Source organism: Allofournierella massiliensis (assembly GCF_004345265.1).
Taxonomy (GTDB): Bacteria; Bacillota; Clostridia; order Oscillospirales; family Ruminococcaceae; genus Allofournierella; species Allofournierella massiliensis.
Genome location: NZ_SLUM01000013.1, coordinates 37,841 through 51,443, shown reverse-complemented (window position 1 = coordinate 51,443; position 13,603 = coordinate 37,841). Strand labels below are relative to the sequence as shown.

General features: G+C 56.3%; 12 protein-coding genes. 4 read left to right on the top strand and 8 right to left on the bottom strand.

Annotated features, from left to right (window positions below; all coding sequences use genetic code 11):
* Window positions 1–259 precede the first annotated feature (259 nt).
* Window positions 260–1,291 carry a D-alanyl-D-alanine carboxypeptidase family protein gene (locus tag EDD77_RS08795; protein WP_242868430.1) on the top strand — a complete coding sequence of 344 codons (1,032 nt, stop codon included), beginning with the start codon at window positions 260–262 and terminating at the stop codon, window positions 1,289–1,291.
* A 36-nt stretch (window positions 1,292–1,327) separates the two neighbouring features.
* Here the strand turns inward: EDD77_RS08795 and EDD77_RS08790 are convergent, their stop codons facing one another.
* The gene (locus EDD77_RS08790) at window positions 1,328–2,122 is read right to left on the bottom strand and encodes a ZIP family metal transporter (protein ID WP_058965562.1); all 795 of its coding nucleotides are present in this window, start codon (window positions 2,120–2,122) and stop codon (window positions 1,328–1,330) included.
* 177 nt (window positions 2,123–2,299) lie between these two features.
* Complete coding sequence (locus tag EDD77_RS08785; RefSeq protein ID WP_058965560.1) at window positions 2,300–3,397, bottom strand: glycerol dehydrogenase; 1,098 nt, start codon at window positions 3,395–3,397, stop codon at window positions 2,300–2,302.
* A gap of 502 nt (window positions 3,398–3,899) precedes the next feature.
* On the opposite strand from EDD77_RS08785, the gene EDD77_RS08780 reads away from it, so the two are divergent.
* The 3 genes from EDD77_RS08780 to EDD77_RS08770 all read left to right on the top strand — a co-directional run bounded on the left by EDD77_RS08780 (window position 3,900) and on the right by EDD77_RS08770 (window position 8,054).
* Window positions 3,900–5,774: a DUF4914 family protein gene (locus EDD77_RS08780; RefSeq protein WP_058965558.1), complete on the top strand. Its 1,875-nt coding sequence runs from the start codon at window positions 3,900–3,902 to the stop codon at window positions 5,772–5,774.
* Between the two features lie 64 nt (window positions 5,775–5,838).
* The gene (locus tag EDD77_RS08775; RefSeq protein WP_058965557.1) at window positions 5,839–6,948 is read left to right on the top strand and encodes an adenosylcobinamide amidohydrolase; all 1,110 of its coding nucleotides are present in this window, start codon (window positions 5,839–5,841) and stop codon (window positions 6,946–6,948) included.
* A 164-nt stretch (window positions 6,949–7,112) separates the two neighbouring features.
* Complete coding sequence (locus tag EDD77_RS08770) at window positions 7,113–8,054, top strand: diguanylate cyclase (protein WP_058965555.1); 942 nt, start codon at window positions 7,113–7,115, stop codon at window positions 8,052–8,054.
* An 83-nt stretch (window positions 8,055–8,137) separates the two neighbouring features.
* On the opposite strand, the gene EDD77_RS08765 is transcribed toward EDD77_RS08770, so the two are convergent.
* From EDD77_RS08765 to EDD77_RS08740, 6 genes are all read right to left on the bottom strand, one after another.
* Window positions 8,138–8,797, bottom strand: a complete 660-nt coding sequence (locus tag EDD77_RS08765; RefSeq protein ID WP_058965553.1) for an HAD family hydrolase — start codon at window positions 8,795–8,797, stop codon at window positions 8,138–8,140.
* A gap of 267 nt (window positions 8,798–9,064) precedes the next feature.
* Window positions 9,065–9,691, bottom strand: coding sequence for a LexA family protein (locus EDD77_RS08760; RefSeq protein ID WP_242868429.1), 627 nt, complete (start codon window positions 9,689–9,691; stop codon window positions 9,065–9,067).
* Complete coding sequence (locus tag EDD77_RS18815; RefSeq protein ID WP_242868453.1) at window positions 9,651–9,872, bottom strand: helix-turn-helix domain-containing protein; 222 nt, start codon at window positions 9,870–9,872, stop codon at window positions 9,651–9,653. The genes EDD77_RS08760 and EDD77_RS18815 overlap by 41 nt, the downstream gene beginning before the upstream one ends.
* A 434-nt stretch (window positions 9,873–10,306) precedes the next feature.
* Window positions 10,307–11,848 carry an FGGY-family carbohydrate kinase gene (locus tag EDD77_RS08750; RefSeq protein ID WP_058965548.1) on the bottom strand — a complete coding sequence of 514 codons (1,542 nt, stop codon included), beginning with the start codon at window positions 11,846–11,848 and terminating at the stop codon, window positions 10,307–10,309.
* A 34-nt stretch (window positions 11,849–11,882) separates the two neighbouring features.
* Window positions 11,883–12,662, bottom strand: a complete 780-nt coding sequence (locus tag EDD77_RS08745) for an HAD family hydrolase (RefSeq protein ID WP_158096434.1) — start codon at window positions 12,660–12,662, stop codon at window positions 11,883–11,885.
* 35 nt (window positions 12,663–12,697) lie between these two features.
* Window positions 12,698–13,525, bottom strand: a complete 828-nt coding sequence (locus tag EDD77_RS08740) for a BtpA/SgcQ family protein (protein ID WP_058965545.1) — start codon at window positions 13,523–13,525, stop codon at window positions 12,698–12,700.
* Window positions 13,526–13,603: the final 78 nt, after the last annotated feature.

Below are 13,603 nucleotides of genomic sequence, written 5' to 3'. Positions count from 1 at the left end.
CACAACCTTTCCACGAAGTTTTCCACATTCCCACATGGGAACGGTGAAAAACTGACCTGTCCTGTTCACAAATCCCCGAAAAGCGGTGTCCATCGCACCGCTTTTCGGGGATTTTTTTGCCGTAAGAAAATTGTATGGAAACTGAAAGCCGGCCGCAAAACACCTGCGGCCGTTTTTTGTTATAACAGAAGCATCCAATACCACGCCGGGCGACGAAGCGCATTTTCCGCTACCCGGCAAAGAAAGGCCGATGCTTGTTATGACCACTCCGCGCACCATGCGCCCCCGCTGCCCGGTATGCCAGCCCGCGGCGGCACGCCGTGTTTCCCCTGCTCCCCGCCGCCGGGCAAGGCGCCGGCGCCGCAGCCGCCGCGGCCCGCTGGCTTTGTGGCTGCTGGCCCTGCTGCTCTTCGCAGCACTTGCCGGATTCAAATCTCTTGCCGGCGCCGAATCCGGTGCGTCTGCTCCTGCCTCTTCTCCTTCCTCCACCGTGCCCGCTTTGAACGGGCTTTTCAGCCCGCGGGCCGCCCTGCTGGATCGTTCCAGCGGCAGGTTTCTTGCCGGGCAGGCCATGCAGGAGCAAGCCCCTCCCGCTTCGCTCACCAAGATCATGACGGTGCTGCTGGCCATCGAAAGCCTGCCGGATCTGGATCAGATGGTGACCGTTCCCGCTGAAATTTTCAATGATCTCTGGGCCGAGAATGCCTCTCTGGCCGGTTTTTCCCCAAGCGAAACCGTTCCCCTTCGGGATCTGCTCTACGGCGCAATGCTGCCCTCCGGTGCGGAGTGCTGCCTGACCCTTGCCCGGCAGGTCAGCGGCAGTGAATCTGCCTTTGTGGAGCAGATGAACCGGCGAGCCAAAGAGCTTGGGCTGGAAAATACCCGGTTTGCAAACTGCACCGGCCTGCATGACCCGGACCATTACGCATCGGCGGCGGACCTTGCCCAGCTGCTGGACGCGGCGCTGAACAATGAAATCTTCCGTCAGGTGTTCACCTCCCGCAGCTACACCACATCCCCCACTGCCCAGCATCCCCAGGGCTTCACCATGTACAGCTCCATGTTCTCCCTGCTGGACAATCTGCCCGGGCAGGGCAGCGAGCTGCTGGGCGGCAAAACAGGCTATACCAGTCAGGCGGGGCTGTGCCTGGCCAGCCTGATGGAGGTGGACGGCCGGGAATACATTCTGGTCACCACCGGTGCACCCGGTGACCACACCACAGATCCCTATCATCTGCTGGACGCACTGGAAGTCTGCGACCAGCTGCGCAGCGGCATTCTGAACGCATAAAGAAACGGAGCGATGAACCCATCGCTCCGTTTTTGTTTATCCCAGTGCCACGTCCAGAATCATCATCACCAGAAAACCGGCCATCACGCCCAGTGTGCCCACGTTGGAGTGCTCGCCCAGATGAGCCTGCGGGATCAGCTCCTCCACCACCACATAGATCATGGCGCCCGCTGCAAAGGCCAGCAGCCAGGGCATGAAGGGCCCGATGAAGCCCGCCAGCAGCACCACCAGAATGCCGAAGATGGGTTCCACAATTCCGGAAAGGCTGCCATACACAAAGGCCCTGCCCCGGCTCATGCCCTCCTGATGCAGGGGCAGCGAGATGGCCGCACCTTCGGGAAAGTTCTGGATGCCGATGCCGATGGCCAGCGCCATGGCTCCGGTAAGCGCCGCCTGCGCCCCGCTCTGCTGAGCCGCCAGCGCGAAGGACAGGCCCACCGCCATGCCCTCCGGGATGTTGTGCAGGGTCACCGCCAGCACCAGCAGAGTAGTGCGCCGCCAGTTGGAGTGCAGGCCCTCCGGCTGGGCCGAACCCGCGTGCAGGTGGGGCAGCAGCCCGTCCATCAGCATCAGAAAGGCCGCGCCCAGCACAAAGCCGCCTGCCGCCGGAATCCAGCCGATCTGGCCCACCGCCTCCGCCTGTTCGATGGCCGGAATCAGCAGACTCCACACCGAAGCCGCAATCATTACACCGGCTGCAAAGCCCAGAAAGATGCGCTGCATCCCCTCGCTCGTCTTTTTTCGAATCAGGAACACCATGGCCGACCCCAGGCTGGTCATGCCGAAGGTTATGCCTGTTCCCAGCGCCGCCCACAGCAAGGCTTTTGTCATTGTTTCCTCCGTTCTGCGGGCCGTTTTGCCCGCCGTGTTCTTCCTTTGCCCGGAGTATATAGGAATAATTCCTGTTTGTCAAGTGACATTGTTGCACAATGCTTTCCGGATTCCGCCCTGAACAAACGAAAAGCGGCTTCCCCAAAACAGGAAAGCCGCCGTAAAACCGCATTTTGCTCAGCAGTCGGTGTAGTATTTGCCCAGCTCGTCCGCCGCCAGAATGGCTGCGTATACGCTGTCGGCGTCCACCGGGAAGGGCATGTTGTGCAGGGTGTCGGCGTCGGCGCAGGCCAGCTTTGCAACCTCCATCAGCTGCTCCTGGGTGGGATTCTCCACACCCAAATCGGCCAGCGTGGTGGGCAGGCCCACTTCGGTGCAGAACTCCAGCACCTCTTCCAGCTCCTCCAGCGGGGCGTTTTCCAGCACCAGCTGAACCAGCGTGCCGAAGGCCACCTTCTCGCCGTGGTACAGGCTGTGGGTCTCGGGGATGGCGGTCAGGCCGTTGTGGATGGCATGCGCGCCCGCCAGGCCGCCGCTCTCGAAGCCCACGCCGGACAGATAGGTGTTGGCCTCGATCACGTTCTCCACCGCCTTGGTGCAGACGTGGCGCTCCACTGCCAGCTTGGCCTTCAGGCCGTCGGCCAGCAGGGTCTCGTAGCACAGACGGGCCAGGCTCATGGCAGCCAGCGTCACCTTGCCGCCCACACAGTTGGATGCACCGGAGGCCTGGCAGGCCCGGGCCTCAAAGTAGGTGGCCAGTGCGTCGCCCATGCCGGACACCAGCAGGCGGGCGGGAGCCGCGGCCACAATGTCGGTATCCACCAGAACCACGGTGGGGTTGGCGGGCAGGAACAGGTACCGGTCGAACACACCCTCATCGGTGTAGATCACAGACAGGGCGCTGCAGGGTGCGTCGGTGGAGGCGATGGTGGGCACGATGACCACCGGAGCGCCTGCATAGTAGGCAGCCGCCTTGGCGGTGTCGTGGATCTTACCGCCGCCGATGCCAACCACCACGCTGCAACCGGAAGCCTTAAAGGCCTCGACCACCCGGTCGATCTCCTTCTGGCTGCACTCGCCGTTGAAGATCTCGTAAACAACCTTTGCGCCGGTGCCTTCCACGCTCTGGGCGATCTTGCCCTCCACGCGCTTTTTGCCGGATGCACTTACCAGCACGAACAGATCTTTGCCGTATTTCTCGCAATGCTCATACAGATGAGCCAGCTCTCCGCGCCCCTGCACATAGCGGGAGGGGCTGCCAATCACATTTGCCATAGTCACTCTCTCCTTTTTGATCCGCGCAGGTCAGGCCCGCGCAACCGTTCTGGCGTCATTATACCACTGTTTTTCGAACAAATTCTACTGGCAATCGTTAAAAAAACAACGTCTGTTTTTTATGAAAGTTGCACCAGCCCCCCCTTCGCTTTTTCCGTCAAAGGTCACACTTTAAAAGCATCATTCCGCGTGCGCTTTTCGTTTCAAAAAGTACGTCTTTACGCATTTCCTCTTTTGTTTATTAACCATGCAGCAGATCCTGGCTCTGCTTTTTTATGAAATTAAAGTTTTATTCATATATTACCCAACATTTTCATAGTATAATAGGGGAAAGCAGCAAAAAAACCGGTCCTCAAGGGCTTTTGCGGGCTTTTTTCGCAAAGCAGCCCCAATGCGCGGGGCTTTTCCTTTGGTTGACAAGATCTATTTTAATTTGTTACCCTATTAATATAGGTTTTTTAACGAACCGGTACGAAACAAGAGAGAGGGGTTCGAGATTCGCATGAATGTATTACTGGAAGAATTCGTGCTTCCGCGCGATTTGGAAATGATTTTGAACAACAGCCCCAGCATCATTATCCCCAAAACGGAGGAGATGCTGTATGATCTGATCTTTGGCAACGGCAGCACCAAGCAGATCGACGTTTCCTACGATGTAAACGGCACTCTTGTGAAGGAGGCCGACGTGGTTCGCTGCAAGAACGGTGCAGTGGTCAACTATGTGGAGGACTACATGCGCCGCCGCGACCCGGACTGCATGCGCATCGGTGACGACAAGCCCACCGACAAGCCCCGCTTCAAGGACGTTTACGGCTACGACTTCAACACCCTGAAGGTGGATACTTACAAGTGGCTGGCCCGTCAGGAGCTGATCCTGGTGCCCTTCATGGCCGGCGGCTATGAATACGGCTATCAGGCCCTGCTGGTCTGCCCCCGTAACGCGGCTTTCTTTGCGTTTGCGCTGTCTCAGCTGCAGGCCTTCGTCTGCGCCAAGGACATTCACAACTTCAAGCCCCGTGCCATCGTGTATGTGGCTCCTCCCTTCCGTCACACCCACTTCGACGGCAAGCAGGTGTGCGTACACAACCGGCTGGACGACCGCCACGAGGTATTTGCCTACAACCTGTATCCCGGCCCCTCCGCCAAGAAGGGCATTTACAGCGTTCTGCTGGACATCGGCGAGCAGGAGGGCTGGGTTACCGCCCACGCCTCCGCCGCCAAGATCGTGACACCATACGAAAATGAGATGGTCATGATGCACGAGGGCGCTTCCGGCGGCGGCAAGAGCGAGCTGCTGCAGGATGTGCACCGTGTGCCGGACGGCCGCGTGCTGCTGGGCACCAATCTGGAAACCGGCGACCGGGACTACCTGCACATGAGCGATACCTGTACCATCTATCCGGTTACCGATGATATGGCCATCTGCCATCCCTCCTTCCAGACCGGCAGCGGCAAGCTGGCCCTGTACGACGGTGAGGACGGCTGGTTCCTGCGTGTGGACGGCATCACCGAATACGGCTCCGATCCCATGTACGAGCGCATCACCATCCACAGCAAAAAACCGCTGGTATTCTTCAACATCGAGGGCGTTCCCGGTTCCACCTGCCTTGTGTGGGAACACACCATGGACTCCACCGGCAAGCCCTGCCCCAACCCCCGCGTGATTGTGCCCCGCAAAATGGTGGACAACATTGTGGATAAGCCGGTTGAGGTGGATGTGCGCAGCTTCGGCGTGCGCATGCCGCCCTCCAGCGCCGCTCACCCGGACTACGGCATCATGGGCCTGATGCACATCATCCCGCCCGCTCTGGCCTGGCTGTGGCGTCTGGTGGCCCCCCGCGGCTTCAAGAACCCCAGCATCAGCGGCAACGCCCCGCTGGCCAGCGAAGGCGTGGGCTCCTACTGGCCCTTTGCCACCGGTCTGCGGGTGCGTCAGGCAAACCTGCTGCTGGAGCAGATTCTGGCCTGCCCCAACACCAAGTACGTTCTGATCCCCAACCAGCACATTGGCGTATACCGTATCGGCTTCGCGGCCGAGTGGATCAGCCGTGAGTATCTGGCCCGTCGCGGCGGCGTGAACATGAAGATGGAACGCCTGTCCCCTGCTCCCTGCGCCCTACTGGGTTACTGCATGAAGGAGATGAAGGTGGACGGCCAGGACATCCGCTCCGCCTTCCTGCATCCGGAAACCCAGGAACAGCTGGGCATGGATGGCTACGAGAAGGGCGCCCAGATCCTGTACGACTTCTTTGCCAAGGAACTGGAGGCCTTCGACGTGGAGGAGCTGCACCCGGTGGGCAAGCAGATTCTGGAGTGCTTCAAAAAGCGCGGCACCATCGAGGATTACTGTGCCATCACTCCTCTGGGCCTGAAATAATCGTTTTCCCATCGGCCCCCCGGTCAAGCCGGGGGGCCTTTTTCACCCCATCACGGAGGAACCCATGAAACGCTGTTTTTCCCTTTTGAACGGTGACCGGCTTGTATGCACCGAGCAGGCCGCGATCCTCACCTTTTCCGGCCCCCGTGCGGTGCTTTCCACTGCGGCCAACGGCGGCGGCCTGCGCCGGGATCTGGAGGCTGTGTTCAACTACTGCGACTGCGGCCCCGCCGGGGTGTGCCAGCCCATGGAGGGAAATACTCTGCAGGAGCATCAGAAGGCGGTGGCCCTGCGCCTTGGGCTAAACCCGGAGCACACTGCCGGGCTGGATACCGCAGTCAATCTGGACAACATGGTGCTGGTCACCCGCCGGTGGCAGGAGCTCTGGGTCACGGCGGCAGTTTCCGCCGGAGCGGACGTGAACGCCCTGTGTGCCGGAGACCCTGCCACACTCACCGAAGCGGCTGGCAAACCCTGCCCGGTGCCGGCGGGAACCATCAACATCTTTCTCATCACCGGGCAGGCGCTTTCCCCCGGGGCCATGGTGGAGCTGGTGCTCACCGCCACCGAAGCGAAAACCGCTTTGTTGCGGGATCTGATGCAGGGCAGCAGCGTTTCCTCCCGGCTGGCCACCGGCACCGGCACCGACGGCGTGGTGATTGTTTGCGACGGCTCAGACGGCACCTCCTGCCTGCTGAATGGCGGCAAGCATTTCAAGCTTGGGGAGCTGGCGGCGCAGGCCGTAAGCCAGGCAACCGCCGAGGCGCTGTTCCGGCAGACCGGCCTGTGCCCGGAATTTCAGCACAGCCTGCTGCGCCGGCTGCAGCGGTTTGGCATTACCGCTCAAAGCCTTCGGGCCCGGTGCCCGGCCCAGCTGCCCGGGGGCGAAACCGCCTTTGACCGGGCGCTGGCAAAGCTGGATCGGGATTCCTTTGCAGTGGCTGCCACCGCCCTGTATCTTCATCTGGTGGATCAGCTGCACGCCGGAATGCTCACCCGGCCGCAGGCGGAGGACTGGGCCCTGCATCTTCTGGAGCAGCTGGCCATACACTTTCATTGCCCCACCCCGCAGTCTGATTCGGAGCAGACACTGGAAAGCTGGCTGGAAGCGTTCCTGGCCGGGGCAATTGCGGCTCATCTTCAGGAGCAGAACCGCCTTTATCCCGCAGGCTGAGACGGTAATTTCCGCCGCGTTTCTTTTTCCTTACTTTTCCCTATCGGTTTTATTGACATTGCTTTTTTTATATGGTATCCTTTTGGGCAATCAGTCAGATTTCCCCGCGCTTTCCATTTGCGAAAAAGCTGCATTTGCCTGAAAAAATCAACAAGGAGGACCTCATGGATCTTTGCCAGCGCACAAAAGAACTCTGGGCGGCCTATCTGGCCGACTGCAACGCGGGCTCCTTTGACGAGCTGACCGGCATTGCCCCGGATTGCTCCATCATCGGCACCGGCAAACACGAAATTTATCGGGATCTGGAGCAGTTCTCTCAGGCCATGCGCAGAGATCTGCAGGATCAGAATGATCTGCAGTTCCATTTTCGGGATTTCTGGTGCACCGAACAGGTGGTGGATGAGCAATGCAGCCTGGTGTACGGCGGTCTTTACATTGGCGCCGACTGCGAAAGCAGCGGAATCCACATCAATATGGACAGCCGGTTTTCCCTCCTGTACAAAAAGGTGGGGCAGGAATGGCAGGTCATTCATCTGCATCAGTCGGTGCCTAACCCGGAGCAGCTGGACGGCGAATATTATCCCCGCACACTCACCCAGCAGATTGAGCGTTCCCGGGAAACCATTGAGTATCTGACCCGGCTGGCTCAGCGGGACAGCCTGACCGGCCTGATCAATTTCAACACTCTGCAGAGTTTCTACACCGATCTGGACAAGCACGGCGCCTGGATTTTCGTGGTGGATATGGACGATTTCAAAGCCATCAACGACACTCACGGTCATCTGGCGGGCAACCATGTGCTCAAGCGCGTGGCCAGCCTTCTCACCAGCACCATGCGTGCGCAGGATCTGGTCTGCCGCATGGGCGGCGATGAATTTGTACTGCTCTGCTGCGGGCTGGGCACGGAGCAGAACGCGCAGGATCTGATGCGCCGCCTTCTTGCCCGCGCTGCCGAAGTTGCCGGCGAGGAGCCCGCATGGACCGGAATTTCCATTGGCGCCAGCCCCATCCACAGCGGCGACTGCCTGGAAACTGCCTTCAAGCGGGCGGATCAGGCCCTTTATCAGGCCAAGGCCGCCGGCAAAAATCAGGGCTGCATTCTCTAAAAAGCAGCTTCCCCGATTTTTTTGAAACACAGCAAAAAACACCGCCCGACCGGCTTGTTCCGATCAGGCGGTGTTTTTGTTTTTTACAGCTGGCCGTCCAGCAACAGCCGACGCACCTCGTGCAGATCCCGGCAGCAGCGGCTATACAGTGCGCGGATCTCCTCATCCGGCTGGGCAATATCCGGCACCATCACCGTCACTGCTCCGGCTGCATGACCGGCACGCACACCGTTGAAGCTGTCCTCCAGAACCAGGCATTTGTGGATGTCCACGCCCAGGCGGCGGGCCGCTTCCAGAAAAATGTCCGGAGCGGGCTTGCTGAACCGCACATCCGCAGCGCAGACTACCTGCTCGAAATAGCGGCTCATCCCGGTGGTTTCCAGGTTTTTCAGAATCAACGCCCGGGGGCTGGAGCTGGCCACAATCCGGGGAATTTTTTTCTCTTCCAGTGTCTTAAGCAGCTCCTCAAGGCCCGGCTTGCAGGGCACGCCCTGCCCAAACCGTTCCTCCGCCAGCTCCCACACCTTCTCCACAATCACCTGCGGATCGATCTGGGGGAAATATTTTTGAATATGTTCGTTCAGCTTGGTGCCCGCAAGGCCCCGGCCACCGGCCAGGAATTCCTCAAGATTTGCCGGCATGGCCAGGTTCAGCGCCTGGCAGGCCGGCTCCCACAGGGTATCCCACAGTCGCTCGGTGTCGAACATCAGGCCATCCATATCAAAAATGACTGCTTTTATCATAAAAGAAGTTCCTTCCTTGTGTTTGTTTTGCAGCCTTTATTCTACCCCATTTCCCACAGATTGGCAACCGGCGTTTCCGGGCATCTCTGCAGCAGAAACGCAATTCTAGTTTTCGACCAATTCTCAAAATGTGTTTTCTGAATTCTGCCGGACAGATGGACCGTGCAGCACAAAGCCCCGTGCTGCTCTGAGCGCAGCCCACAGGCCTTTGAAAAAACAGAGAACATCCCGTTTTTTGTTTTTGCGAACCGCGCTCTATTTTGTTTCTCATTCCAATTCCTGCTCCAGTGCCTTAATCACATGTTTTACTATGCCCCGAACAATCCGCTGGCTCGCGAAAATCTTCTGATTCGGATACTTTGCCTGATTCCGGTATTCAAGAATCGCATTCTTAGTCTCCTCATCAACACCGCCAAACACCTTCAGAGTACTTTCATTGTCCTCGGTAAGAGCAACAACAATGTCCCCAATCTCAGCGGTACAATCCGTTCGGACCACAACCAAATCGCCAGGATCAATGCCCGCATCAACCATGGAATCACCGGAAACCTCCAGAATATAAAACTTTCCTTTCCCGAAAAGAGAAACTGGCAGTCTAATATATTCTCTGACATTTTCCTCCTTTATCTGTGCAGATCCACACGGGATAGCCCCTACAAACGGACAGGGCGCTGACTCAGGAGCAAATTTCCTGATGATTGGCGTACGTATCATTCGCGCTTTTCCATCGTATTCAATCATTCCACGATTGTTCATTTCGACCAGATAGCGGTAGGCAGTCGATCTAGGAATACCAACGCCCTGCGCAATTTTCCCAACGGAAGGAATGGTATGTTTGTCGCAGAAGTATTGGTTAACAAATGAAATGATATCGGCCATCGTTTCCTCGCTCATAACTCGCATGGCTCCGCTTCCTTTCTGCGATATTAATACGTATTGTTTCGATAACCCTACGAGACTTTCCATCGTATTCAATCATTTCGCGTCTATCCATCTCTACCAGATAGCGATAGGCAGTCGTTCGCGGAATGCCGACTCCCTGAGCAATTTCCCCAATTGAGGGAAATCTATGCATATCGCAGAAATATTGATCAACGTATAACATAATATATCCCATTATTTTTTCGCTCATGACTCTCATGGTTTTCACTCCTTCCGCCGATAATGGAACAGTTTATTTCATTAATTTCATTATAAAACCCCTTGTTTCGAGAAACAAGGGGTGATTTTTTAATGGAACACAGGTGCACAAAATTTTGATCAATTGCCCCGCATCCGCCGATGATAAAGCAACGTGCGCATTTTAAATTTGACGCTCTACGCCTTTAGCTTTCTTCCAAAACGTAACTAGCGGAACACTTGCTGCTTCAGGTCTGAAGTGCTTGCATGTATACGCCGAATGTTTCAATTTACTTGGCCTCCCAGATAAGCTAGTTAGTGTATTCTGTGTCCATCAGACAAGATATCCTTCGAAAAAGGCGTTGATATTACCATAGAAAGAGCGCTTCATTATTGCTCTTCGGTCATCATATGCATCAATTCGCAAGTGGAGTCATAGAGCTTATCATATATTGCCTGATACTTCTGGTAGATTTTATATTTTTTGAAATCAGGCTTATATACTGTTCCCGTTTTGATATGCTGAGCCAAGCAAGAAAAATTCTCAAATCCCGGATGTCTCACTCCTACTGCGGCCATCATGGCATCGCCGTAACTCGCTCCCACTGTGACGTCCGGCGTGTTGATCTCTCTGCCCGTTACATCCGCCACAATCTGCATCCACAGCGCATTGTTCACCCCGCCGCCCACAGCAAAGATTTGATCAATGGACACATCCTCATGACTTTCCATCAGGCGTAGCTGCTGCTGAATGGAATACGCTACTCCTTCCAGCGCGCTGCGGTATAAATGCCGACGCGTATGGGAGATCGTGAGTCCAAACAAGATACCACATGCCAGTGGATCATTGACCGGTGTGCGTTCTCCCGCAAAATAGGGCAGCGTGATCAATCCGTCCGAACCTGGCGGTACCTGATCCACTCCCTCCAGCATCAGTTGATAGGCATCAATCCCCGTCTTTTTCTCCTGTTCCAATGCATCACTGAACAGTTCATCTCTATACCATTTGGTCAAACTGCCACCAGTGTTCGTACCCGCGGAGATATCGCACAGTCCGGGCACAATGAATTGCTCACGCCACAACCGCTCGTCGTCCACCAGGTGTCTGGTACCCAGAATCATATAGATGGAGGAACCAAACTGAATCATCATTTTGCCCGGCTCCACCACGCCGGCGCTGATAGCTTCAGCACCAGAATCATCTGTCCCCGTGATCACTGGTGTTCCCGGGGCCAGGCCTGTCTCTTTGGCCGCAGCCTCGGTTACGTAGCCCGCTAGATCCGTTGCCTCCTGTACCTTCGCCAACTGGTCCGGTCGACAAACAGGCGCGCACAGTTCCGGGACCGGTCGCCAAGTTTTCGGATCATACAACGGATTGAAACTGGCCAGTCCCAAGAAACGATCCACCACATAATTGTCTGTCAGCTTTGACGCAAGAAAACTGGAGCCAGTTAAAAATTTGTAAGTTCTGGCATACACCTCTGGCTCGTTATTTTTGATCCACAGGATTTTGGGCATTACATCGCTAGAGCACAGCGGACGACCATACCAGCGGCGGATTTGTTCTGGGCCATACAGGCTGGTCAACTGTTCAATCTCTTTTCCTGCTCGCGCATCAATGCCATACAAAATGGCCTTGCGCAATGGACGGCACTGTTCATCAACTGGAAGGCAATCAGCTCCCAATGCGCTAAGCCCCACTGCCTTGATCTGAACCGGATCAATCCCGGATTTTTTCAATAGCCCTTGGCTGATACGACAGAAATCGCCCCACCAATCTTTTTCGGCATCGTGTTCGAAGTGATTCGGCTTCGGATTGGTCATGGTGTGCTGAGTAGAACAACACGCCACTACATTGCAATCCTCATCAATGATCACACCTTTGCTGGAATTTGTTCCCGTATCAATTCCCATAAAATATGTAGCATCCATGCAATTCAACCTCCTTGACAACTATTCGCACAGTTCATTGAATTTCTTCGAAAAAATGTGCAACAATATGGGCCACTGTATCTTCATTATTGCAAAAAGGAGATACATAATCTGCCGCCCCCTTGACATGAGGCCGCGCGTTGGCCACTGCTACACCGATGTCACTGTTCTTAATCATTTCAATGTCGTTATCGTAATCCCCAACAGCAATGATCCGGAACGGTTGAACCGGCAGCAGCGAAAGCAGGCGACAAATACCGTTCCATTTGCTGATTCCCGGTGCCATGATGTCTACACTGGTAGGGTCGCTTGGCGTAACACTGAGTGCAAGCCCCTTGCGCCGCACAAACTCCCACACGGGCTTCCAGTCCTGGGTCACAGTAAAGCCCTCGATGTCATCCAGCGGCAACTGATCACAGTGTTGAAATCGGCTGGGCCAAACCCCCAACTGATCAGCATACTCTCTCAGACTGTCATTTTCCTTATTCACCGCCCATAACGGTCCAGCCAGTACATGTAACAGATAGTCATGATGCAAGCAAAATTCCACCAGCTGCCGAGCCGACACTGGATCAATTCGTTCCCGGAACAATACCCGGCCACTGCCGGTCTCTACTAGCTTACCCCCGTTGTTCAGCAACAGATAGTCGGCGCAGTCAGACACGTCTCCCAGTGGAAGCATGTCCACCTCTCGACGACCAGTGGCAAAGCAGACCATATTCCCCTGACTACGAACCCATTGCAACGCTCGCCGGTTCTCCCTGCTGATGTTCCCCTGGTCATCGCAAGTAGTGCCATCCAGATCCAGAACCAACAGGGCCGGAACTCTGTTGCTATCTTTATGCCCCCTCATCTGGCTCGCACCTGGTACACTACCTGCATCAGCTCCCTGACCCGGTCAGCGCACACCCGCACATTCTCCAACTGTTCGTTTTCCAGTCTACCGCCCTCCTTGAAATAGGTTCCCACTACTGCTCCATCCGCCACCGCCAGCTTACGGGCAATGGTATCTGGCCGACATCCTGTATTGCACAGGATCACCGTTTGAGGCGCAGCCTGTTTAACACTGGCAATCAGCTCCTCGTCCACATCTTGTCCGGCCGCATTGGCTGAAACACATAATCCATCCGGATGGACCTTGAAAATAGTGGATCGAGCAATGTCTGCCAATGGCCTGTTATCTAGGTTTTGGTCGGATTCCGGATTGATAAAATACAGCATCCGAAGCTGCTGCAGATGCAGCTCCGCACGCCGGCGCATCAATTTGGAAAAATCATTGTTATACAGGCCTCCATCTCCCACATACACGCCGGAAAAGGTCCCACGCACAAAGTCTGCATCCACCGCGGCGGCCAGCTCAATCGTGGCGCGCCCATCCGAGATGCAGTCCACGCCAAAGGGGACTCTCAGATCCTGCTTGAGCCGCCCCACCACATAGGCCATGGCCGCCGGGGTCACAAAGTTCATCTGTCGCTCATAGGGCAGGCTGAACTCGTTGCTGATCAGCACCCCGTCCACGCCGCCCTCCTGCAGCGCCTGCAGGTCCGCCCGGGCATGTTCCACAATCTCTTCCATCGCGGTGTTCGGGCGAAAGCGGGGATCGCCAGGCAGTGGGTCCAGATGCAGCATAGCGATGATGGGCTTTTTTACGCCGAATAAGATTTCACTCCAAAGCATGGTTAGCATCCTCCTTTTTGAAAAGAGCCGCCGCAACGACTCATGCAAGGAATCGCTGCGGCGGCTCGTGCTGTAAAT